This window comes from Phreatobacter sp. (genome assembly GCF_030691135.1).
In the GTDB taxonomy this organism is placed as follows: Bacteria; Pseudomonadota; Alphaproteobacteria; order Rhizobiales; family Phreatobacteraceae; genus Phreatobacter.
The window spans coordinates 1-22,614 of record NZ_JAUYFA010000017.1 but is presented as its reverse complement, the minus strand read 5'-3'; the positions used below and the strand labels follow the sequence as shown (position 1 = coordinate 22,614).

Here is a 22,614-nt window from a genome sequence, read left to right as displayed (position 1 = left end):
CATCACCGTCCTGTTCTTCGCGACCTACATGCTGCCGCTCTTCCTGGAGCGTTCGCCGGACGCCATGGTGCGCGTCCTGGTCGGCGTTTCGGTCTTCTCCGGGGCCTATATGGCCGAGACGATCCGCGGCGGCCTGCAGGCCATCCCGAAGGGCCAGTTCGAGGGTGCGATGGCCCTCGGGCTGAACTATCCGCGCATGATGAGCCTGATCGTCATGCCGCAGGCGCTGAAGCTCGTGATCCCGGGTATCGTCAACGCCTTCATCGGCCTGTTCAAGGACACCACGCTGGTGTCCATCGTCGCCATCTTCGATCTGCTCGGCGGCATCAGGGCCGGTTTCACCGACCCGCAATGGGCCAGCCCTGTGACACTTTATACCGGCTTCGCTTTCGCCGGGATCATCTACTTCGCTTTCTGCTATTTCATGTCCCGCTACTCGATCTTCGTCGAGAACCGCCTCAACACCGGACGCCGCCGCTAAGAACGGCCCACCGTCAAACTGGATCCTAGGAGTTCTGAATGGCCAGTGCTTCCGTCGCGAAGATGCCGACCACGACAAACGAGATCGCCGTCTCCATCACCGGCATGCACAAGTGGTATGGAGAATTCCATGTCCTGAAGGACATTAACCTGACCGTGCAGCGCGGCGAGCGCATCGTCATCTGCGGGCCGTCGGGCTCGGGCAAGTCGACGATGATCCGCTGCATCAACCGGCTCGAGGAGCACCAGCAGGGCACGATCGTCGTCGACGGGATCGAACTGACGAACGATCTCAAGAAGATCGACGAGATCCGTCGTGAGGTCGGCATGGTGTTCCAGCACTTCAACCTATTTCCGCACCTGACCATCCTCGAGAACTGCACGCTGGCGCCGATCTGGGTGAAGAAGATGCCCAAGAAGGACGCCGAAGAGGTGGCGATGCACTACCTCAAGCGCGTGCGCATCCCCGAGCAGGCGCTGAAATACCCAGGCCAGCTTTCGGGCGGCCAGCAGCAGCGCGTTGCCATCGCGCGGGCGCTCTGCATGAGCCCGAAGATCATGCTGTTCGACGAGCCGACCTCCGCCCTCGACCCGGAAATGGTCAAGGAGGTGCTGGACACGATGGTGGGCCTCGCCGAGGAGGGCATGACCATGCTCTGCGTCACCCACGAAATGGGTTTCGCGCGCCAGGTCGCGAACCGGGTGATCTTCATGGATTACGGGCAGATCATCGAGATGAACGAGCCGGCGCCGTTCTTCTCTAACCCGCAGCATGAGCGCACGAAGCTGTTCCTCAGCCAGATCCTGCATTGATCGGCAACGCACCGGAGGGGAATTGGTGACGGGTCTGGCAGCTCATGTGCTTCCGCTCCTGGCGGCTGCGGGCCTCGGACTTCTCGCCGGGGCCCTTTTGGCCGAGGACCGGTTGCTGGTGCCCTACTGGCGCACGCTGCCGGCCGAGACCTTCTTTGCGTTGCACCCGACCTTTGGACCGCTTCTCTACAGGTTCTTCACGCCGCTGACGATCGCGGCTCCGCCTGCAGCCGTTCTGGCTGCCATCCAGGTCGCCCTTCAGTCTGGCAGCCTCTCGGCCCGCGGCCTCTCGGCCATCGGGGCGGCGGTGCTGGCCTGCAGTCTGATCGGCATCTATCTCGGGTTCTTCAAGGCGGCGAACGAAGCATTTATACGGCACGCGGTGTCGGCCGCGGAATTGCCGGCTGCTCTCGCCCGCTGGGCGTCCTGGCACCGAGCGCGCGTCATCGTCTGCCTGTCCGCCTTCGGGTTGTCGCTCGGGACGCTGGTCGCCTGAGAACCGCAGCCCTTGAGCCTACTTTCCCGGCCCGGTCGCCACCGGGCAGTCGTCGCGGGCGCCCCATTCGCTCCAGGAACCGTCGTAGAGGCCGGCCGGCTGCTTGCCGAGGGCGTCGAGACCGAGCCAGAGGATGCCGGCGGAGACACCGGACCCGCAGCTGGTGATAACCGGCTTGTCGAGGTCGACGCCCGCGGCGGTGAAGGCGGCGCGGATGCGCTCCTGCGAGACGAGCCTGCCGCCTTCGACAAGGGCGGAGGAGGGGACGTTGAAGGAGCCGGGCATGTGGCCGCCCCGGAGGCCGGCACGCGGCTCCGGCGCCTCGCCGCGGAAGCGGTCGGCGGGGCGGGCATCCACAACCTGGGCCTTCCCGCTCGCCAGGGCCTTCTTGACGTCACCGAGATCGGCGACGGCGCCGTGGTTCTGCCGGGCGGTGAGGTGGCGCGCCTCGCGCGGGCGGGCCGGGCCGGTCTCGACCTCGCGGCCCTCGGCGATCCATTTCGGCAGGCCGCCGTCGAGGATGAAGACGCGCTCGATGCCGAAGCTGCGGCACATCCACCAGACGCGGGGCGCCGAGAACAGGCCGAGGGAATCGTAGACGAGAACGGACTTGCCGTCGCCGATGCCGAGCTTGCGGCAGGCGGCGGAAAAGACCGTCGCCGAGGGCATCATGTGCGGCAGGTCTGAATCCGGGTCCTTGACGACGTCGATGTCGAAGCGCTGCGCACCGGGGATATGGGCCTCGCGGAATTCCGCGTCCGCGTCCCGCTTCATGGTCGGCAGGAAGTAGGAACCGTCGAGGATGACGAGGTCGGGATAGCCGAGATGGTCGGCGAGCCAGTCGGTCGATCGCAGCCAGGGCGAGGGCAGAGTGGTCACGGGTGTCGTCTCCTCATGCGAACACGACGCGCACGCGCCGGTTCTGCTTGCCTTTTTTCTCTATGGCCGACACGGACATCCGCCCGATCTCGCCGGTCCGGCGCACATGGGTACCGCCGCACGGCTGGAGATCGAGGCCGGCGATCTCCACCAGCCGCACCTTGCCCGAACCCATCGGCGGTTTCACGGCCATGGTCTTGACCAGACCCGGATTGGCTTCGAGTTCGGCATCGGTGATCCAACGGTCGGTCACGGCGGCATCCTGTCCGATCAGTTCGTTGAGCTTGTCGGTGAGGGTGTCGCGGTCGAGCCCGGATTCGGGGATATCGAAATCGAGCCGGCTCTCCTCGGCGCCGATCGATCCGCCCGTCACGGGATAGGGCAGGACGACCGAGAGGAGATGCAGGCCCGTATGCATCCGCATCCGGGCGTGGCGCGTCGGCCAGTCGATCCGCGCCACGAGGCGCGTTCCGACGGCCGGAGGCGTCGCTCCGGGCGCGAGAACGTGAACGATGTCGCCCTTGGTGTCGCCGTAGACGGCGGTGGCGACGGCAAGCACCGTCGCCTCGACCTGCAGCGAGCCGCCGTCGCCGGGCTGGCCACCGCCGGTCGGATAGAAGACCGTGCGGTCGAGCGCGACGCCGACCGCGCCGTCCTTCTCGGAGATGGCGATGACCACCGCCTCGCATTCGGCGAGATAAGAGTCGTCGCGAAACAGGAACTCAGTGGGCATCAGGTCACCGGCAGGAGGTCGAGGAGGGGCAGTGCCGGCTGTTCGAGCAGCGGGGGAACGGCGAGCCCCTTGCTGCGCAGGAAGGCGGGATCGTAGATCTTCGACGCATAGCGGAAGCCGTAGTCGCACAGAATGGTCACGATGGTATGGCCTGGACCCAGGTGGCGGGCAAGGCGGATGGCCCCGGCCACATTGACGCCCGAGGAGGGGCCGACGCACAGGCCCTCGTGGGCCAGCAGGTCGAACATGATGGGGATCGCCTCCGTGTCGGGAATCTGGAAGGCGACGTCGACAGGAGCGCCCTCGATATTGGCCGTCACGCGGCCCTGGCCGATCCCCTCGCTGATCGAGGAGCCGCTGGATTTCAGTTCGCCGCTGGTGAACCAGGAATACATGGCGGCTCCCATCGGATCGGCACAGCCGATCGTCACCGCCGGTGATCTGTCCTTCAGTGCCATGGCGGTTCCGGCGAGCGTCCCGCCCGACCCGATGGCGCAGATGAAGCCGTCGACCCGGCCCCCCGTATCGCGCCAGATTTCCGGACCGGTGGTTTCGACATGGGCCAGGCGGTTGGCGACATTGTCGAACTGGTTGGCCCAGAAGGCGCCGTTGGCATTCTCCCGCGCCAGCCGTTCGGCGACCCGCGCCGACACCTTCACGAAATTGTTCGGATCGGCGTAGGGGACCGCGGGGACCTCGAGCAGGCGCGCGCCGAGTTGGCGCAACGTGTCCTTCTTCTCCCGCGACTGGGTTTCCGGAATGACGATGACGCAGTCGAGGCCGAGGGCCCGGCCGACCATGGCGAGGCCGATGCCGGTATTGCCCGCCGTCCCTTCGACGATGGTGCCGCCGGGGCGCACGAGCCCCTTCGCCATCGCGTCGCGCACCAGATAGAGCGCGGCACGGTCCTTGACGGACTGGCCGGGGTTCATGAATTCGGCCTTGCCGAGGATGGTGCAGCCGGTCTCCTCGCTCGCCCGGGCGAGGCGGATGAGCGGCGTATTGCCGATGGCATCGACGACATTGGCTGCAAATGACATGCGAAGGCTATTCTCCTGGCCGGGACGCTATCCGAGCGCCGGCTGCCGCTCAACCCCGCGCAATGTCCGCCAGGATGCGGCCTGGATCAGTCGCGGCGATAGACCATCTGCCTGACGTCGATGCCGCCGGTCCGGAACCCGGCCTCGCAATAGCAGAGGTAGTAAAGCCACATGCGGCGGAAGCGCTCGTCGAAGCCGAGCGGTACGAGGCCCGCCCAGGCCGCGGTGAAGCTGCCGGCCCAGGCATGGAGCGTGCGGGCGTAGTCCCCCCCGAAGCCCAGTTCGCCCTCGACGCTGAGACCGCTGCGCCGGGGAATGTCGCGCATGTGGGTCGGCGTCGGCAGCATGCCACCGGGGAAGATATAGGCGCGGATGAAGTCGATCTCGCGGACGTAGTTGCCGAAATAGCCCTCGTCGATGGTGATCACCTGAAGGCCGGCACGGCCGCCAGGCCTGAGGCAGGCGGCGACCTTGTCGAAATAGGTCTGCCAATATTCCTTGCCGACCGCCTCGAACATCTCGATGGAGGCGACGGCGTCGTAGCGTCCCTGCTCGTCGCGATAGTCCTGGAGCTTGATCGTGACGCGATCGGCAAGACCGGCCTCGTCCATGCGTCGCGTCGCGTGGGTGAACTGCTCTTGCGACAGCGTGAGGCCGGTGACGAGCGCGCCGAATTCGCGGGCCGCGACTTCGGCGAAGCCGCCCCAGCCGCAGCCGATTTCGAGCACGTGATCACCCGGTTTCAGCATCAGGTCGCGCGCCAGGCGGCGATACTTGGCGAGTTGGGCCTCTTGCAGCGTCTCGTCGCCGCGCTCGAACAGTGCCGAGGAATAGGTCAAGGAGGGGTCGAGCCATTCGCGGTAGAAGGCGTTCCCGAGGTCGTAATGGGCCGCAATGTTCCGCCTGGCCTGGGTGCGGGTGTTGCGGTTGCGCCAGTGACGATAGCGCTGAAGCACACGGGCGATCGGATTGAAGCGGGTCAGGTTGCGCACCGCGTCCATGTTGAACGCGAAGAAGTGGAGGAAGCCGGAGAGATCGGGCGTATCCCACTCACCACGGATGAAGGCCTCGGCAAAGCCGACATCGCCGTCGAGAATGAGCCGCCGCGCGAATTTCAGGTCATGGACGACCATCTCGGCACTCGGTCCAGGCTCGGCGCCGCGGAACAGAAGGCGTCGACCGTCCGGCAGGCGCAGCGTCATCTGGCCGTAGCGGATGTTCAGGGGGTAGCCGAGGGCGAGGCGCAACAGCGAAGGGAGTCCCGCCGTGGCACGGCGCAGGCTCTCCCTCGTGACCTCGATGGTTTCAGCGAAACGGGCGGCGGGCCGGCTTGTCATGCTCATCGCGACGCTCTTCCGTTCATTCGGAATGTATCGAAGGCGCGGGAGACGCGCGATCTCGCAAACCGGTGCAGACAGAGCGGCTGAGCCGCAAGGTCAATCTGCAGGCGAGGTCGATCTCTGGCACCACCGGTAGACTAGGCAATTTCATAAATCCTTCAATGCCGCCGGGGTTCCCGACAGGGGGATGTGGAAGCGGAAGAGGGAAGGGAGGCGCGCTCATGCGGCCGCAGCGTCGCGAATCTCGGCCAGGGCGGCGAGGGCACGCTGGCGCGCGGCGTCGTGGTCGACGACCGGGTACGGATAGGTCTCGCCGAGGCGGATGCCGGCCTTGGCGAGCACGACCGACGGCGCCTTCCAGGGCGCGTGGATCACGTCCTTCGGCAAGGCGGCGAGCTCGGGCACCCAGCGCCGGACATAGTCGCCGCGCGGGTCGAACTTCTCGCCCTGGAGAACCGGGTTGAAGATGCGGAAATAGGGCGCCGCATCCGCACCGGACCCGGCCACCCACTGCCAGCTCGCGGGATTGTTGGCGACGTCGGCATCGACGAGCGTGTCCCAGAACCAGCGCTCGCCGGCACGCCAGTCGATCAGCAGGTGCTTCACCAGAAAGGAGGCGACAACCATGCGGACCCGGTTGTGCATCCAGCCGGTCTGCCAGAGCTGGCGCATGCCGGCATCGACCAGCGGATATCCGGTGCTGCCGCGCTGCCAGGCCGCGAGCGCGGCCCCGTCGGTTCGCCAGGGGAAATGGTCGAAACGCGGCTGGAAATGGTCCTCGCACAGGCTCGGCCAGTGGAAGAGCAGGTGGTAGGCGAATTCGCGCCAGCCGATCTCGGCGAGAAACTTCGAAAGGTCTCGGCTGCCGTCGAGGCCGGCCGCCATGTGGGCCTGGTGCCAGATCTGGACCGGCGAGATCTCGCCGAAGCGCAGGTGCGGAGACAGCCGCGATGTGGACGGCCGGTCGGGCCGGTCGCGGTTGTCGGCATAGCCGCCGAGCGACTCGTCGAGGAAGGCGGCGAGGGCGCTCTGGGCGCCGGCCTCGCCGGGGCTCCAGGACGCGGGAAAGTCGCTTGCCCAGTTCGGCTGCGTCGGCTCCAGTGCCCAGTCGGCAAGATCCTCGCTCGCCAGGACGCCGCCGAAGGGCGCGAGCGTCGCGGGCGCATGCAGGGGCGCACGGATGTCGCCGAGGCGTTGATGGGCGCGCCAGAACGGTGTGAACACCTTCATCGGATCGCCCGCGCCGGACTTCACCTCCCAGGGTTCGCGCAGGAGGTTTCCCGGCAGGCTCGCCACCGCGATGCCGCGCGCGGCGAGATCCGCTTTCAGCGCTTTGTCGACCGCGATGCCGCCGGCATCGTAGCGCCGGTTCCATAGCACCGTCCCGGCGCCGCTGGCGGCGATGACCCCCGCGATGACCTCCGAGGCTGCTCCTGATCTCAGCACGAGGCGCTGGCCGATGCGGCGCAGTGCGCCGTCGACGGCGCGCAGGCTCGCCGCCAGCCACCAGCGGGCGGCGGCGCCAAGGGGGCGTTGGCCGCGGGCAGGCTCCTCGCGGATGTAGAGACAGATCACCGGCGCGCCGGTGTCCGCTGCCTGCGCGAGCGCCGGATGGTCCGCGAGGCGGAGATCATCACGAAACCAGACGATGACAGGAGCTTGCGACATGAACGCCTTACGGGCGCCCAGCGTGGCCGGTTCACCGACAGGCTGGTGAATTCGTCCGGACATCACACACGCGAACTCGTCCGGTAGAACGGCTCGTGCCGCGCGGGGTCGATGTAGTCAGCATAGAAGCGGCGTACATGGGGCAGCAGCGCCTTGGAAAGCTGCCGGCGCTCCACCTCGTCATCGGCCAGCGCCTTGGCGAGGTCGTCGTGCAGAGCCTTCAGGGCCGCGTCGCGGTCGACGCGGGTGAAGCGGCCGTCGGCATAGATGATCTCGCCGTCGCACATCACCGTCCGCACGGCCGAGGGCTTGGCGCGCTGGACCAGCGCATCGAGAACCGGCGTTTCCGCATCGAGATAGGGATAGGCGACGGCGTTCCAGTCATAGAGGACGAGATCGGCAGCCTTGCCGACCTCGAGCGCGCCGATGGAAGCGCCATAGGGCGTCGTGGCGGCGCCGCCTTCCGTCGCCATGCGCAGGACCTGGGGGATGGTCGGCACTTCGGCCTCTTCCATTCCTGGCACGCGGTGGGCCCTCAACACCATGCGCAGTTCCTGCAGCATGTCGCGGTCGTCGTTGATGCCCGCCTCGTCGATGCCGACGGCGGTGCAGATGCCGCGCGCCTCGAAGGCATTGAGTGCCGCGACGCCGGAGCGCAGGCGGAAATTCGAGGAGCAGTTGTGGCAGATGCAGGCGCCGGCCTCGGCGACACGGTCGAGATCGCTCTCGCTGAGCCAGACACCGTGGCCGATGGTCAGGCGTCCGTTGACGAGACCGAACCGGTCGATGTGTTCGAGCGCCGTGCCGCCGCTGCGGCGGCGCGCATATTCCTTCTGATAGGCGGTCTCGACCAGATGCATGTGCAGCAGCGCATCGTGCTTCGCACCCATGTCGGCCAGTGCGGCGAGCGCCCGGTCCGAGCACCAGTGGAGATTGGCGGGGGCAAGCTGGATGCGGACGCGGCGCTTGCCGGCATTGCGTGCGAGCAGCGTCTCGAACAGACCCATGACTTCGTCGAGGCTGGTGCGGAACCGGTCGAAATAGCGCTTCATCGAGTCGCGCAGGGGCGCCGGCAAGGAGGCGACGAGGTCCTCGTCGGCGCGATAGACGAGACGGTTCTGGTCGCGCACCGAGTAGCAGTAGGACAGGCGCATGCCGATGTCCTCATAGGCGCGGATGACCTGGGAGCATTTGGCCTCGACTTCGGGCAGGGTGCCCGGCAGCAGGCTCTGGATGTGCTGGACGGTGGTGACGCCCGAACCGATCATCTCGAAGGCGGAATAGAGCGTATCGAGATAAAGATCGAGATTGCGGGTCACCATCCGCGTGATGAACCACAGTTCCAGCGGCATGTCGGGCGAGCCGAGCTGGACCGGTGTGAGGCCGACATGGTGATGGGCGTTGACGAAGCCCGGCAGCACCACCTCCGCGCCGGTACCGACCACGGCGACGGCCGGATGGCGGGCCTGTAGCGCGTCGAACCGATCGACCGCGACGATGACGCCATCCTCCTGCAGCAGCGCGCCATCCTCGATCTGGCGGCAGGCGAAGCGGTCGGCGAGGCCGGTGATCAGGGTGCGGCTGCGGATGATGGATGTGGCCATGGTGATTCCTGTCGCCGGCGCGGTCAGGCAGGCGACCATCACCCCCCGGGATTGGCAAGGGCGGAGCGGCGTCGGTGTCATTCCGCCGCGGTCTGATCCAGGTGTCCAGCCCGAATGACAGGGTTCAACGAACTGACATGAATGGTGGGCTAAAGGGATGTGAATGGGTCTGGGGCTGGGCTTTGAAAATTGCAGTCTGTACCAAGCACGACATCTTCGGCGCCATCGCGCTGAATTTGCTTCTTCCAGCGCTGCGCGACCACGATGTCGACGTGTTCTACAGCGTCAAGACGCGGGCAAGTGAAAACGAACTCGAGGACCTCCTGCTCCTCAAGATGCTTGAACGGGACATTCCGCTGGGCATGATCATGCCTCTGCTCGACCGCATCGGTGACACCGGCAGCTTCGAGACGTTCGAGGGGCTGCGCCGTCGCTACGGCTTCTCCGGCCGCCCGCTCCGCACTCTCAAGCCGGGGGAGGATGGTCGCCTCATCCACGAGTTCGAACCCGATCTCATCATCTCCGTGCGCTTCAGCCTGATCTTCAAGCCCGATCTCATTTCTCTGCCGCGGCATGGTGTCCTGAACGTCCATCCTGGACGGTTGCCCGAATATGGTGGTCTGTTCGCGCCGTTCCGGCAGATGCTCGCGGGCGAGCGGATGCTCGGCTGTACGGTCCATTTCGTCGATGAGGGCATCGACACCGGCCCGATCCTCGCCGTCGAGCAAGTGCCGTTCGATCCCAGCCGATCAATGTTCTGGCATGCCGCGCAACTCTACCCGGCAGGCCTGCGCCGGGTCATCCAGATGGTCGACGAACTCGCCGCCGGGCGTCCACTGCTGGCGATGCCTCAACCCTCCGACCGGCGCGGCTACTATAAGCTGCCGACCCGCGACGACTTCGCTCAATTCCGCGCCAAGGGCCTCAAAACGGCGACGCCGGAGGATTTTGCCGAAGTCGTTGGCCTGTTCTCGCCACCCGCCCGAAGCGAGGCGTTCGCCCTTTCGCCTGCAACAGCGTGATCGCGGCGACACCCTCGCCGCAAACCGGAGACTTCCATGCTCGGCAGCGGATCACTGGTCGTCAAGCTCGCCACGGCGATCATCGCGATCCTGATGAGTGCGGCTGCGCTCGCCACCGTTCTGAACCTGATGAAGTTCTCAAAGATTATCGAGGATCAGGAGGCCCGGCTTTATTCCTTCGTGGTCGCCGACATTTCCGACACGCTGGAGCGCGCCCTGGCCCTCGGCCTGCCGCTCGAGGTTCTGAGCAACGCCCAACAGGTCATCGACCGGCGTCGGGTTGATGACACCGCGGTCGTTCGGGTCAGCGTCGTCGATGCGAAAGGTCTGATCGTCTTCGATACCGATCGGGCCCAGATCTCCCAGAAGGCGGACAGGGGCTGGGGAATGCCGGCCGCCGGTCAGACAGCATGGCGTGGGTCCACTGCAGCTGTGTTCTTGGTGTCGACCCCGATCGTCAACACGTTCGGGCAGGCCGTCGGTTGGGTCGTCCTTGCCTATGAGCGCGCCGTCGTGACCCGAAAGGCCGTTTCCATCCTCCACTCGATGCTATCGGCCAGTCTCATCGCCATCAGCGCCGGGTCCGTCCTCGCTATTCTCGGCGTCTGGCTGCTCGCCCGTCGCCTGCGCGCGCTTTGGGTCAGCGCCGAACAGCAGTTGAGTCAGGCGCAGCTGGACACTCCGGTGAGCGCTGAGGAACCATCGAAGCCACCGGGTGACGAGATCGCCGTCGCTTCGTTCGTGCGCCGTTCGCAGAGTTCGCTGAGGGCGCTGAAGGCGGGTGAAAAATACGTCGAGACACTGCTGGTGCAGCCATGAGCGTCAGGCTGCCCTTCGTGCTCCGCTGGTTCGGGTCCGGTCTGGAAAGCCGGCTGGTCGCCTATCTCGTCGCCCTGGCTCTGGTCCTGATGGTCGCGACCACCGCCTATGTCTCGCACCGGGCCCTGAATTCCTTTCAGGACGAGATCATGCCGGCCTATGATCGCGAGGCTTATGTGGTGGGCCGTTCGGTGGTGCTCCATCTGACAAGAGCGATCGATCTCGGGATCGAGCCGACCGAATTCGTCGGGGTCGACGAGTTCTTCGAGCCGATCCGCCAGGCCAATCCGACTTTCAACTATATGGTCCTGGCTGATGAGGCCGGGCGAGAGCTGATCGCCTCGGGAACGCAGATCGATCTGTTCCGGCAAGCGCTCGCCGACGGGCGCATCCGGCTGTCGGCTACCGACAGTGTCGCAGTCTCTTCCGAAGGCCGGCAGCTGGCCGCGGCCGGCACCGTCACCTCGCTCGGCAACCTCGCCAACACGGCGATCCCGATCATCGCAGGTGGCCGGGTGCGCGGATGGCTCAACATCGGCGTCGATCGTTCCGAGATCGGAGTGATCTCGGCGGCCACCCGCTGGGATATCCTGATCGTTCTCCTGGTCTCGACGCTTACCGCCGTGGAGTTGCTTGGATTTCTGGTGGAGCGCTCACTCAAAGCCCCGCTGCGGACGGTGCAGGAAATCACCCGCCGGGTCGAGCATGGCGACTGGACGCATCGGGTCGAGACCACCACGCGGGACGAACTCGGCCGCCTTCTGTTGGCAATCAACGCCGTCATCAGGCGGGTCAACGACCACTGGGCGCAGTTCGTCTGGAAGGCCCACGAGGTCCGACGCGTCCAGCCGGCGCTGGCGGGCAAGATCGACTATGTGCTCGGTCGGTTCCGCAGCGGCTTCCATTTCGCAGATGGGCCGCTCGGTGTTATCCGCGACGTCGCCAGCCCGATCAACGCCCGCGTGCCGCTGTTCATATTCGTCTTCGCCGAGCAGCTTTCCACCTCGTTCATGCCGCTGTTCGCCAAACAGGTGCTCAGCCCGCTTCCCGGACTCAGCGAGAGTGTGATCATCGGCCTGCCGATCGTGGTCTTCGTCGCTGTGCTGGCACTGGTCACCCCCTATGGCGGCACGCTGGTCTCGCGCTACGGCGCAAGGCAGGTGTTTCTCATCGGTGCCGTCCCCGCAGCGATAGGCTACGCACTCGTGGCCACGGCAAACTCCGTTCCCGAGTTGATGCTCTGGCGCGGGTTGAACGGCGCCGGCTATGCCTTCATCACGATCGCTTGCCAGGGCTATCTCGCCGATAGCGCGACCCCCGAGCGGCGTGCTCGGATCATGGCCAATTTCGTCTTCGCCGTGATGACCGGGGCGGTCTGCGGCACCGCGATCGGCGCCGTACTCGCCGACCGCATCGGCTTCCGCGGGACCTTCCTTTGCTCGGCCGTTCTGGTTTTTCTCGCGGCGCTGTTCGTCTGGCGCAACATGGACACTGAGATCGGTCGGCGTACGGGCGAGGCGCCGGTCAAACTGCGGGATGCATGGCCCCTGCTGTTCAACCGCCGCTTCATGGCGCTGGTCGTCTTCGCAGCGATCCCGGCGAAGGTCGTGCTCTACGGTTTCATCTTCTATCTCGTGCCGCTCTATCTCTCGTCGCTGGATCTCAACCAGCCGCTGATCGGCCGCATCATGATGACCTATGGATTGACGATGCTGTTGACCATCTATCTGGGGGCCCAGCTGTCCGATCGGCTGGGTATCGCCTCCCAGGAGATTGTCTGGTGCGGTGTCGTCACCGGTCTCGGGATGCTCGCCGTCCTGCTGGTTCCCGCTCCTGCGACTGCGGTTCTCATTGCGATCATCCTCGTCGGACTTTGCCAGGGCCTTGCCTCGGCTCCGCTCCTGACCGTCGTTCCTGCATTGTGCCCGGAGGAGTGCGAAAAGCTCGGCCAGGCGACGCTCTTTTCGGTGATCCGCTTCGCCGAGCGTATCGGCAGTGTGCTGGGGCCGATCATCGCAGCCTTGCTGGTCACCGCCTTCGGTTTTCAGAATGCGATCCTTGCTATCGGCGCTCTTTCGGCGGTGACCGCGCTGTTCTTCGCCGCGCTGTCGTGGAGTGATAAACCAAAGCTGGCGCGGAGGGCGGCATGACCGGGTTCGATCGCAGAAACCTGCTCATTGCGGCGCCCATCGCCGTCGCGGCCCCGTTCCTGTCGCGCGCGCATGCGCAGAACCGGCCGCATCGCATTTACATGATGCTGTTCCGCGGCTGGGAGGAGGCTTGCGACGGTTTCCGTGACTTCTTCAAGAGCCGCGATATCGCCGTGGACCTCATCGTCCGCGATGCCCGACAGCAGCGCGCGGGGATCGAGGAGATGGTCCGCGAGGTCAAGCAGATGCGCCCCGATCTCGTCTATATCTGGGGCACGACCACAGCCGTGGTGGCGCTCGGCCCCTGGGACGCACCGGACAAAGACCGCCACATCACCGACATTCCCTGCGTCTTTAACATCGTCACCGAGCCTGTTGCCAACGGCATCGTCCCGTCACTCGAGCGCACCGGACGCAACGCGACCGGCACGCTCTATATCGTGCCGGCCGAAATCCAGATGCGCACCATGACCGCCTATCGGGCGTTCAAGAAGATCGGCGCGGTGTTTTCGCCACTGGAAACCAATTCCATCCAGATGATGCGATCCCTCCAGCGCGTCGCCTCTGAAACCGGGACGATCCTGATCGAACGACCGCTGGCGATCGAGACCGGGACCCGCAACGTTTCGGTATCGAGCCTGCGCGACAATCTCGCAGCCTTGAAGGCGGACGGTGCCGAGTGGATCTACATCCCTCCAGACACGGCACTGCAGGACCGCCGGATGGAGCTTACCGATACGGCGCTTGAACTCGGGCTCCCGACATTCGCGGCCTCCGAACGGTTCGTAAGCTTCGCCAACGCGCTGACCGGGCTCGTCTGTCGCTACTACAATATCGGCCAGTTCACGGCTTACAAGGCCGACCAGATCCTGCGCCTGGGCAGAAACCCAGCCGACATCCCGGTGGAAACCCTCAATCGCTTCTCGTTCATGATCAACATGCGCACCGCGAACCGGCTCCGGTTCTACCCGCCGCTGCGCATGTTTCGCTACGCGGAGACGGTCTGATCTGATGCTTCTCAAGACGCGCATCGTCCTCGTCGTCGCCATTTCAACGCTGCTGATCGTCGGGATCACGGTGGCGCCGGCCGTTCTGGTCGTCAGGATGACGGATGAAGAGGTCGATCGTACCCGGCTGGACTTCCAGAAGGCCTTGTGGCTGCGCAGCATCGACAGTGGATCGCCAGCACTTGCCGACGCGGCGCGATCATTGGCGGAAGATGCCGAGATGTCGGCACTCCGGACACGGCAGGACAGGGCTGGCACCGCGGCCCGTCTCGCCACATTACTGCCGCGCCACCAACGCGAGGCGGACGTCAGCCGTATCGACGTCGTCGGGCGTGACGGCCAGTTGCTCACAACCAGCCAGACCGGCGCAGTGGATGCGCCCCTCGTCGATGCGGTCGCCGTCATCCGCGAGACCGAAAACCGCAGCGTTGTCGCCGGCATCGAGGCCATTGCCGGCGGGCGGCTCATCGCGGTCGTCAACCACAGGCTTCCCGACGGTGGCTTCGTCACCGTCGCCGGACCGCTCGCGCCTCTCGCTGCAGGCTTCGAAAACGCCATCGGCGAAGAGGTCTACGTCGTGACGCTCGGCCAAGGTCTGATCTACGGCCCGTCTTCGATCTGGGATACGGTGAGGCCGCTGATCTCCTCGTCCGGCGGGATCGACGAGGTCCGATTGGGTGGGCGCTGGTACCAGTTTGTACCGCTCTCGATCACAAACTCCTTCGGCTCGGTCATCGGAACGGTCTACTCGCGCCGGGACATCACCGTCGTGCACCAGCAGAAGACCATCGTCCTGATGGCGACCCTGTCGCTGAGCATGTTGCTGTTTCTCGTGCTGATCACTTGGCTCTATGCCTATCTGCAGAATTCACTGCGGCCTCTGACGGAAGTTACGGACGCCGTACGGGCCCTGGCGCGCGGTGATGCCATGGTGAGCGTCGAAGTTCCCAGCAATGCCGACGAAATCGGCCGGATCGCAGAGGCGGTCGAGGTGTTTCGCCGCAATGCCAAGCAGATCGCGCTCGAAGACTTCCGCAGCCGCATCCAGCGGGCCCATCAGCACAATCTGATCCATGGCGAAATGCAGCGGCTGGCCGGAACGCTCGAACCTGCGGCCCGCGACGAACTGATCAACGACCTCGGACAGATCGAGCAACAGTCGAAGAGTGCCGACGGCAACGGGTCGGCGACGGACGCCATGCTGACGGTCGCTTTCAAGATTATGGCGGAGCGCGTTGTCGACCAACACCAGCGCCTTTCGGTGATGTTGCAGGAGCGCACGGCCGATCTGGAGATCGTCCGCGAGGCTCTGGCCCAGCGCACTCAGCTGAACCGTTTGCGTGAGGAGTTCGAAGTCGCACGAGAACTGCAACTTTCGAGCCTGCCCAAGACCTTTCCGCCCTTCCCGGACCGCCGTGAGTTCGATCTCTACGCCGCCATGCGCCCAGCCAAGGAGGTTGGCGGCGATTTCTTCGATTTCACCCTTCTCGATTCCCATCGCCTTGCCGTCTTCGTCGGCGATGCGTCGGGCAAGGGCATGTCGGCGGCGATGTTCATACTGACGGCGCGCAGTCTCCTGCGCTCGTCGATCACTCGCGGTGTTCCCATCGCCGAGTGCCTGGCCCTCGCCAACAATACGCTCGCCTTCGAGAACGACACGATGATGTTCGCGACGATCTTCATCGCCGTGCTCGATCTCTCGACGGGCCAGCTGGTCTGTAGCAATGCCGGACACAATCCGCCCTATATCCGGCGCCGCAACGGAGAGATCGTCTGTCTCTCCGAGCAGACCGGCATCGCGCTGGGTGTCATGGAGGACGCGACCTTCGTTCAGCAGAACCACCGCATGGAGCCCGGCGACACACTCCTGATGTTTTCGGATGGCGTCACTGAAGCCGCCGACTCGCGCGATCGCCTTTTCGACGAGACCCGTCTGGTCACCACCCTGAAGACCCATGGCGCACGCGATGCCAAGAGCTTGACGGACAACATCTTCATGGCGCTCGACACGTTCGTGGGGACAGCCGAACAGGCCGACGACATCACGGTTCTGGCGTTGCGTCTGATGCACCTGCAATCGCGCGTTCTACCCATCCAGCGGGCTTCCCTCGCAGTGTGACGGAATCGCCGTGAAGCCGTCGCGTGGATGTCACGAGCCGGCATTCAAACTGTCCCTCATTCGGTCCGCGTCGAAGCGGGCAGGGGCATTCCCCTGCTCGATAGCGTCGTGATGATAGACGGCGAGGGACGACATTCGTGGTGGCGTCGAGCGACTTTTCCGACGAGCGTGCCGAAGCGGGTCGTTCCGCTATCAGCGGTGCCAACCCGGCCGGTGAGGACCTGCGCAGTTCGCCTGTCTTCGAGGCGATCGAGGCTGCCGTGCGCCGCATGGATACCGAGGGGCCGGGTGCCGTCGACTGGAAATTCGTCGTTGCGCAGTCGCTCACCTACCTGCGCGAGCAGTCGAAGGATCTGCTTGTCGCCGCGTGGCTCTGCTACGCACTGACCCGTCTGGAGGGTTTCAGCGGGCTGGCCGTCGGGCTCAAGATCATCGACGGTATCGTCGATGAGCATTGGGAGGGCGGCTTCCCTCCGGTCAAACGAGAACGTGCCCGCGTCGCTGCGCTCGACTGGTTGATCGGGCGAGTGACGCCTGTGGTCGCCGATCTGCCTGCGGATCGCGCTGATCCGGCGGCTGTTCTCGCCGCTTTCTACGCCGTGGGCGCCATCGAAGAGAAGGCCGGCCAGAAGCTCCAGAAAGAGCAATTGTCACTCCTCGACCTCTACCGCCTGCTCCGGCCGCTCGCCGAGGAGGCTCGCCGTGCCGCTGCCGAGGAGACCCGCCGCCGCGACGAAGAGGCGCGCGCCGCCGAGGCCCGTGCCGCGGCACCCGTGCCGACCGCAGTTGCCGTGTCCACCGGGGGGGCTGGTTTCCCGCCAGCCGCGGTTACCGCGCAACCGTCTGCAGTCGCCGCGCATGAGGACGCAGACGGTCAATGGTTGCTCATGATGCAGTCGGCGCGCACCGCCGCCTCCGGACTGCGCGCCAGCCGATACGACCCGCGCGGCTATTTCGCCACCCGGATCGCGTCCTTGCTGCGGTTCGAGGCCGAGCCGGCCAACGAGGGCGGGCAGTGCTTTGTCGCTCCGCCCACCGAGACGGCAGCGAGGCTGGAACGCCTCGTCGGGGACAGCCAGTGGGAGGCGGCACTCGACCTCGCCGAAAGCGCCGTGGCGGACGAACCGCTCTGGCTCGACGCCCATCGACATTCTCACGCCATCCTTGGTGCGATGGGTGGGGCGGAAGCTGCCCAGCATGCCGTCGTCGCCGGGTTTGGTCTGATGTTGCATCGCCATCCGGCACTGATCGCCATGCGCTTCTCGGACGGCACGCCGCTCGCCGATGCGCATACCCGTACCTTCGTGGGGACAATGTTCGGGGGCTCCGGACCGGTCCGCGACGATCTTTCCAACGCCCTCGACGAGGCAAAGGCATTGGCCGTGGCGGGCGAGCGTGAGCGCGCGCTGGATGTCCTGGCGCGCAGTGCTCGAAAATCCACCAGCGAGCGCGATCGGTTCCGAGCCCAGCTCGAGCAACTGCAGTTCTGCCTCGACCTCGGGCTCGTCGCAGCCGCCCTGCCGCTCGCAGAGCATCTGAGCCGGGTCGTCGCCGAGCGCGACCTCGAGCGATGGGAGCCCGACGCCGCGATGCGGGTCGGCGAACTGACCTTCCGGTTGCTGATGTCGCAAGACGCTCAGTACCTGCTGCAGGACGACAAACGACGCAACGCCGCGCAGACCGCGGCGGCGACTGTGGCGCGGCTCGATCTCGGCGTCGCCGCACGACTTCAATGGTCCTGAGGGGCTTTGGGCTGAGGAGAAACGACAATGGCTAACGACGGGTCTATCGCTCCGAAGGAGCGCATCAACATCAAGTTCAAGCCAGCGACCGGCAATGCGAAGGAGGAAGTCGAACTTCCGCTGAAGCTGATGGTGCTGGGCGACTTCACCGGCCGCGCCGACGACCGTCCCATCGAGGAGCGCGAACTCATCAACGTCAACAAGGACAATTTCGACGAAGTCCTGAAGAGCCAGGAACTCGCCGTCGATCTGGCCGTCGACAACAAGCTGGACGACAAGGCTGATGCAGGTCGCATGGCCGTCAGCCTGAAGATCGGCAGCATGCGCGACTTCGAGCCTGACCGGGTCGCTCGCCAAGTGCCCGAACTTAGCAAGCTGATGGAACTGCGCGAGGCGCTGACGGCGCTCAAGGGGCCGCTCGGCAATGTCCCGGCCTTCCGCAAGGCGATCCAGTCGGTCCTCGAGGACGAGAATTCCCGTCAGGCACTCATCCAGGAACTCACCGGCAGCAAGCAGCCGGAATGAGCCTCCAGACCCGGCACGCGATCATCAGGAAAGTCCCATGACCAACACCGATATGGAAACGGCGGGCTCCGCCCAGACGACGACGACAGAGCTGTCGTTGCTCGACCAGATTCTCGTCGAAACGAAGCTGACGCCTCGCGACGAGGGCTACGACGTAGCCCGTCGCGGCGTTGCCGCTTTCATCGCCGAGTTGATGAAGCCGACGCGCCAGGACGAAAAGATTAATGCGCAGGTGATCGATCAGATGATCGCCGAGCTGGACCGGCGCTTGTCGGCCCAGCTCGACGAGATCATGCATGCCGAGCCGTTTCAGAAGCTTGAATCCGCTTGGCGCGGCGCCAGGTTTCTCGTCGACCGGACCGATTTTCGACAGAACATCAAACTGGAAATGCTTTCGGCGACCAAGGACGAACTCCTGACGGACTTCGAGGACAGTCCGGAACTGGTAAAGTCGGGCCTCTACAAGCATGTCTATACGTCCGAGTTCGGACAATTCGGTGGCCAGCCCGTCGCAGCCATGGTCTCTGCCTTCGAGTTCGGTCCGGGTGCGCAGGACGTCAAGCTGATGCAGCAGATGGCTGCGGTCGCCGCGATGGCCCATGCGCCGGTCATCGCGTCCGCCTCGCCGGAAATGTTCGGCGTCGAGAAGCACGAGGAGATCGCGGGACTCAAGGATCTGCAGTCGATCTTCGAGGGTCCGAAATATGCCAAGTGGAACAGCTTCCGCGAGTCCGACGACGCGCGTTACTTTGCGCTGACCCTGCCGCGCTTCCTGTTGCGACTGCCCTATGGCTCCGAGACGGTGCCGGTGAAGGCCTTCAACTACGAGGAGACGGCCGAGGGCGATACCGACAACTACCTGTGGGGCAATGCTTCGTTCGCATTCGCCACCCGCCTGACCGACAGCTTTGCCAAGTATCGCTGGTGCCCGAACATCATCGGCCCCCAGTCGGGCGGCACGGTTGACAACCTGCCGGTCCACACCTTCGAATCCATGGGCCAGATGCAGAGCAAGGTTCCGACCGAGGTTCTGGTGTCTGACCGCCGCGAATACGAACTCGCCGAGCAGGGCTTCATCGCCCTGACGATGCGCAAGGGCAGCGACAACGCGACCTTCTTCTCGGCCAATTCGGTGCAGAAGCCCAAGTTTTTTGGCAACTCCACCGAGGGCAAGGAAGCCGAGACCAATTTCAAGCTCGGCACTCAGCTGCCCTACATGATGATGATCAACCGCCTGGCGCACTACATCAAGGTGCTCCAGCGCGAGAATATCGGGTCATGGAAGACGCGTTCGGACCTTGAGACCGAGCTCAACAACTGGATCCGCCAATATGTAGCCGACCAGGAAAATCCCTCGGCCGAGGTGCGCTCGCGCAAACCGCTCCGCCGGGCGGAGATCCGCGTCGAGGACGTCGAAGGGGAGCCGGGCTGGTACCGTGTCGGCATGTCGGTGATCCCGCACTTCAAGTACATGGGCGCCGACTTCACGCTCTCTCTCAAGGGCAAACTGGACAAGCAGTGAGCTCTTACCAGGGAGGGGCTGGACGAATGTTCGACCGCACGCTCATGGAGCGTCTGGAGGCCATGGACCGGGGGGAAGCACCCTCCGGTCCTGTCCTCAGCGAGGGTCTGCTCTTCGACAGCATCCTGGCCAACGTCCGACGGATCCTCAATGACCGGGCGGCATGCTGCTCGACACGCCCCGACTACGGAATGCCCGATCTCAATGACATCCTCGGGCAGGGGGCTGACTCGGTCATCGCCCTTGCCCGGGCTGTCCGCCTCCAGATCGAAACTTTCGAGCCACGTTTGAAGAGCGTCCAGGTGACGTTCCGGCCCGATCCCGATGCAATCGCAGCCTTGCCCTTCCAGGTAACCGGCGTCGTGGTTCTTCCCGACGGTGACAGCCGGGTGGCTTTCCAGTCCGTCCTCACGGCGGACAAGATGATCGAAGTGCACGGCTGATGGCTCTCAATCCGTTCTATGAAGATGAGCTGTCATATCTGCGGGAACAGGGCGCCGAATTCGCCCATGCCAATCCCAATCTCGCCCCGTTCCTGGCGCGGGAGGCACAGGATCCCGATGTCGAGCGCCTGCTCGAAGGGTTCGCCTTCCTCGTGGCGCGGCTCCGGCAGCGCATGGAGCAGGAGACACCGAATGTCCTGCAAGGACTCATCCGGCTGATCTGGCCGCAGTTCCTCCGTCCGGTACCGCCGATGACGATGCTGGCGTTTTCTGCCGCGGACGACAGCATCCAGACCTGCGTTCAATTGCCGAAGGGCGCCGTCATGCGGGCCCGCCCGATCGAGGGTATCGAATGCCCCTTCGTCACGGCCTACCCGGTGGACGTGGTGCCGTTTTCGATGACGGCCGCGACGATGGACAATCGGGCGACCTCGGCGCGGTTGACTCTGTCGCTGACGGCGAACGGACGGGCGACGAGCGCCGCGCTCCCCGAGGATCGTCTGAGGTTGTTCTTCAATGCCGAGCGCGAACCGTTCGTTCCGCGTGCACTGGTTCTCTGGCTGCTGCGCCATGTCCGCTCGGTCCGTGTCACGAGCGAGACCGGCCAAAGTCTGGAACTGGGTCCTGACGCCTTTCGGCCGGTGGGCTACGACGATGCCGAGGCCCTGCTGCCGGCTCCGCCGACAATGTTCGCCGGCTTTCGCCTGATTCAGGAATATCATGCCTTCCCGGCGAAGTTCCTCTTTGCAGACCTTCTCGGCCTGGCCCCCGTCAGGGCTTGGCAGGCTCGCAACCTAACTCTCACAATCGAATTGGGCAGGCCGTTTCCGGACCAGGTGCGCATCACCGATGGACTGGTCCGCCTCAATTGTACGCCGGCATACAATCTGACCGAGGTCGAGGGCCAGCCGATCCGGATCAGCGGCGCGAAGACCGAGTATCGGCTGATGCCCGTCCAGGCACCTTATCATTCGATCCACGCCGTCGAGCGCGTCAGCGGCTATCTGCAGGGACGGCCGGGACGCCAGGACTATGTCGCGTTCGAGGGATTTCGCCACGACCTGCCGGGCGATCCAAGCGAACGCGTCTTCTATCGCGAACAACTCCGTCCGGCGGTCGTCGGCCGCGGCGTCGAACACTTTCTCAGCTTCGTCAACCGCCGTGATCTGACGCTCGCGCCCTCGGCCGAGGTGATTTCGACGCGGCTCATCGCCTCCAATGCGCCGATCGCTGACAGGATCGGCGTCGGGATGGTCGATGTCCGTTCTCCGGACGTGCCCGCGACGGTGCGCGCGACCAACATCTCCACCGTCACCGCGGAAATTCCGCCGCCTTTGGCCGATGGCCTGCTTTGGCGGCTGATCTGCAGCCTAGGCCGCAATTTCGGTTCGCTCACCGATGTTCGCTCGCTGCGCGACGTCGTGGCCAGTTATGATTTTCGCGCTGTTCACGATACGCAGGCACGGCGCCGCCTCGAACTTCTTCTCGAAGGCCTGGTCGAGATCTCCAGCGTACCGGGCGACGCCATCTTGCGCGGCGTCCCCGCCCGAATGCGCCGCATGAACCTGACCATCGCGGAAAGCAAGGTGGGTGGCGAGCCGGAACTCTACCTGCTCGGATCGGTGCTCGACGCCTTCTTTTCCGCTTACGCTAACGTCAACGCTCTGCATCGTCTCGAGGTGAGGGGGGCTGAGACCAACGTGTCCTATGGCTGGGCAATGCGGGCAGGGGCTGCGTTGCCGCTATGACCCCCGATGATGTCAGCGCACTCAAGGGACTGAATTTCTTCAAGCTCGCGAGCCAGATCGAGCAGCTCGTCCCGGACAGTCCGCCGATCGGAAGCACCGTTGCGCCGCGGCTTGAAGCCGTTCGTTTCCGCGCCAATCCGACGCTGGGTTTCCCCGCCGGCGAGATCGCCGCCATCGTGCCGCGGGATGGGGAGCCGCGACGTCTCGACGTCTTCGTCAACCTTCTCGGCCTGCACGGACCCTCTTCGCCGCTCGCGCCGCACTACACCGAGCGTGTCATGCACGCCGATGGCACCTCGACGGTCGGCGACTTCCTAGACTTTTTCAATCACCGGCTGCTGGGGCTGCTCTATCAATCCTGGAAAATGCAGCGCCACGAATTGCGCTTCGAAAGCGGTGGCGGCGACCGGACTTCTGCGGCAATGGCGGCGCTCATGGGCCTGCCAGTCCATGCCGGCGACGAG

General features: G+C 65.0%; 20 protein-coding genes. 14 read left to right on the top strand and 6 right to left on the bottom strand.

Annotated elements, in window-relative coordinates; all coding sequences use genetic code 11:
• From Q8O26_RS03080 to Q8O26_RS03070, 3 genes are all read left to right on the top strand, one after another.
• A partial coding sequence (locus tag Q8O26_RS03080; protein WP_305573363.1) for an amino acid ABC transporter permease occupies positions 1-481 on the top strand: 481 nt, incomplete at its 5' end.
• A 38-nt stretch (positions 482-519) separates the two neighbouring features.
• A complete protein-coding gene (locus tag Q8O26_RS03075) occupies positions 520-1,293 on the top strand; it encodes an amino acid ABC transporter ATP-binding protein (RefSeq protein WP_296573633.1) in 774 nt (257 codons plus the stop codon).
• A gap of 25 nt (positions 1,294-1,318) precedes the next feature.
• A complete protein-coding gene (locus tag Q8O26_RS03070; protein ID WP_305573358.1) occupies positions 1,319-1,789 on the top strand; it encodes a DUF1772 domain-containing protein in 471 nt (156 codons plus the stop codon).
• A gap of 18 nt (positions 1,790-1,807) precedes the next feature.
• Here the strand turns inward: Q8O26_RS03070 and sseA are convergent, their stop codons facing one another.
• The 6 genes from sseA to Q8O26_RS03040 all read right to left on the bottom strand — a co-directional run bounded on the left by sseA (position 1,808) and on the right by Q8O26_RS03040 (position 9,053).
• Positions 1,808-2,659: a 3-mercaptopyruvate sulfurtransferase gene (sseA, locus tag Q8O26_RS03065; RefSeq protein ID WP_371134427.1), complete on the bottom strand. Its 852-nt coding sequence runs from the start codon at positions 2,657-2,659 to the stop codon at positions 1,808-1,810.
• 22 nt (positions 2,660-2,681) lie between these two features.
• Positions 2,682-3,401: an alanyl-tRNA editing protein gene (locus Q8O26_RS03060; RefSeq protein WP_305573354.1), complete on the bottom strand. Its 720-nt coding sequence runs from the start codon at positions 3,399-3,401 to the stop codon at positions 2,682-2,684.
• On the bottom strand, positions 3,401-4,441 hold the full coding sequence (locus Q8O26_RS03055; RefSeq protein ID WP_305573352.1) for a cysteine synthase A: 1,041 nt from the start codon (positions 4,439-4,441) through the stop codon (positions 3,401-3,403). Before Q8O26_RS03055 ends, Q8O26_RS03060 begins: the two co-directional genes overlap by 1 nt.
• 86 nt (positions 4,442-4,527) lie before the next feature.
• Positions 4,528-5,784: a cyclopropane-fatty-acyl-phospholipid synthase family protein gene (locus Q8O26_RS03050; RefSeq protein ID WP_305573350.1), complete on the bottom strand. Its 1,257-nt coding sequence runs from the start codon at positions 5,782-5,784 to the stop codon at positions 4,528-4,530.
• Between the two features lie 216 nt (positions 5,785-6,000).
• Positions 6,001-7,449: a deoxyribodipyrimidine photo-lyase gene (locus Q8O26_RS03045; RefSeq protein ID WP_305573348.1), complete on the bottom strand. Its 1,449-nt coding sequence runs from the start codon at positions 7,447-7,449 to the stop codon at positions 6,001-6,003.
• Between the two features lie 62 nt (positions 7,450-7,511).
• Positions 7,512-9,053, bottom strand: coding sequence for an amidohydrolase family protein (locus tag Q8O26_RS03040; RefSeq protein ID WP_305573346.1), 1,542 nt, complete (start codon positions 9,051-9,053; stop codon positions 7,512-7,514).
• A 74-nt stretch (positions 9,054-9,127) separates the two neighbouring features.
• Between Q8O26_RS03040 and Q8O26_RS03035 the strand changes: the two genes are divergently transcribed.
• The 11 genes from Q8O26_RS03035 to Q8O26_RS02985 form a co-directional block, all read left to right on the top strand.
• Positions 9,128-10,075, top strand: coding sequence for a formyltransferase family protein (locus tag Q8O26_RS03035; RefSeq protein ID WP_305573344.1), 948 nt, complete (start codon positions 9,128-9,130; stop codon positions 10,073-10,075).
• A 36-nt stretch (positions 10,076-10,111) separates the two neighbouring features.
• Positions 10,112-10,894, top strand: coding sequence for a hypothetical protein (locus Q8O26_RS03030; RefSeq protein ID WP_305573342.1), 783 nt, complete (start codon positions 10,112-10,114; stop codon positions 10,892-10,894).
• Complete coding sequence (locus Q8O26_RS03025; protein ID WP_305573340.1) at positions 10,891-13,044, top strand: MFS transporter; 2,154 nt, start codon at positions 10,891-10,893, stop codon at positions 13,042-13,044. Before Q8O26_RS03030 ends, Q8O26_RS03025 begins: the two co-directional genes overlap by 4 nt.
• A gap of 101 nt (positions 13,045-13,145) precedes the next feature.
• Positions 13,146-14,051: an ABC transporter substrate-binding protein gene (locus Q8O26_RS03020; protein ID WP_305573338.1), complete on the top strand. Its 906-nt coding sequence runs from the start codon at positions 13,146-13,148 to the stop codon at positions 14,049-14,051.
• Positions 14,052-14,121: 70 nt separating this feature from the next.
• Entirely contained in the window at positions 14,122-16,170 is a 2,049-nt protein-coding gene (locus Q8O26_RS03015; protein ID WP_305573336.1) for a SpoIIE family protein phosphatase, read from the top strand.
• A gap of 137 nt (positions 16,171-16,307) precedes the next feature.
• Positions 16,308-17,912 carry a type VI secretion system protein TssA gene (tssA, locus tag Q8O26_RS03010; RefSeq protein ID WP_305573334.1) on the top strand — a complete coding sequence of 535 codons (1,605 nt, stop codon included), beginning with the start codon at positions 16,308-16,310 and terminating at the stop codon, positions 17,910-17,912.
• A gap of 27 nt (positions 17,913-17,939) precedes the next feature.
• Positions 17,940-18,437, top strand: coding sequence for a type VI secretion system contractile sheath small subunit (gene tssB, locus Q8O26_RS03005; protein WP_305573332.1), 498 nt, complete (start codon positions 17,940-17,942; stop codon positions 18,435-18,437).
• A 37-nt stretch (positions 18,438-18,474) separates the two neighbouring features.
• Positions 18,475-19,959 (top strand): type VI secretion system contractile sheath large subunit, encoded by a 1,485-nt coding sequence (gene tssC, locus Q8O26_RS03000; protein WP_305573330.1) that lies wholly within the window; start codon positions 18,475-18,477, stop codon positions 19,957-19,959.
• A 26-nt stretch (positions 19,960-19,985) separates the two neighbouring features.
• Positions 19,986-20,402: a type VI secretion system baseplate subunit TssE gene (tssE, locus tag Q8O26_RS02995; protein WP_305573328.1), complete on the top strand. Its 417-nt coding sequence runs from the start codon at positions 19,986-19,988 to the stop codon at positions 20,400-20,402.
• Complete coding sequence (tssF, locus tag Q8O26_RS02990; protein ID WP_305573326.1) at positions 20,402-22,150, top strand: type VI secretion system baseplate subunit TssF; 1,749 nt, start codon at positions 20,402-20,404, stop codon at positions 22,148-22,150. The genes tssE and tssF overlap by 1 nt, the downstream gene beginning before the upstream one ends.
• Positions 22,147-22,614, top strand: a 468-nt coding sequence (locus tag Q8O26_RS02985; protein ID WP_305573324.1) for a type VI secretion system baseplate subunit TssG, incomplete at its 3' end; no start/stop codon positions are given. The genes tssF and Q8O26_RS02985, both read left to right, overlap by 4 nt.

Coding starts and splice junctions, on each gene's coding strand:
- tssF (WP_305573326.1), top strand. CDS start 20,402: ATGGCTCTCAATCCGTTCTATGAAGATGAGCTGTCATATCTGCGGGAA.
- Q8O26_RS03055 (WP_305573352.1), bottom strand. CDS start 4,441: ATGTCATTTGCAGCCAATGTCGTCGATGCCATCGGCAATACGCCGCTC.
- Q8O26_RS03075 (WP_296573633.1), top strand. CDS start 520: ATGGCCAGTGCTTCCGTCGCGAAGATGCCGACCACGACAAACGAGATC.
- Q8O26_RS03020 (WP_305573338.1), top strand. CDS start 13,146: ATGATGCTGTTCCGCGGCTGGGAGGAGGCTTGCGACGGTTTCCGTGAC.
- Q8O26_RS03050 (WP_305573350.1), bottom strand. CDS start 5,784: ATGAGCATGACAAGCCGGCCCGCCGCCCGTTTCGCTGAAACCATCGAG.
- tssE (WP_305573328.1), top strand. CDS start 19,986: ATGTTCGACCGCACGCTCATGGAGCGTCTGGAGGCCATGGACCGGGGG.
- Q8O26_RS03030 (WP_305573342.1), top strand. CDS start 10,112: ATGCTCGGCAGCGGATCACTGGTCGTCAAGCTCGCCACGGCGATCATC.
- Q8O26_RS03025 (WP_305573340.1), top strand. CDS start 10,891: ATGAGCGTCAGGCTGCCCTTCGTGCTCCGCTGGTTCGGGTCCGGTCTG.
- tssB (WP_305573332.1), top strand. CDS start 17,940: ATGGCTAACGACGGGTCTATCGCTCCGAAGGAGCGCATCAACATCAAG.
- Q8O26_RS03045 (WP_305573348.1), bottom strand. CDS start 7,449: ATGTCGCAAGCTCCTGTCATCGTCTGGTTTCGTGATGATCTCCGCCTC.
- Q8O26_RS03040 (WP_305573346.1), bottom strand. CDS start 9,053: ATGGCCACATCCATCATCCGCAGCCGCACCCTGATCACCGGCCTCGCC.
- tssC (WP_305573330.1), top strand. CDS start 18,475: ATGACCAACACCGATATGGAAACGGCGGGCTCCGCCCAGACGACGACG.
- Q8O26_RS03060 (WP_305573354.1), bottom strand. CDS start 3,401: ATGCCCACTGAGTTCCTGTTTCGCGACGACTCTTATCTCGCCGAATGC.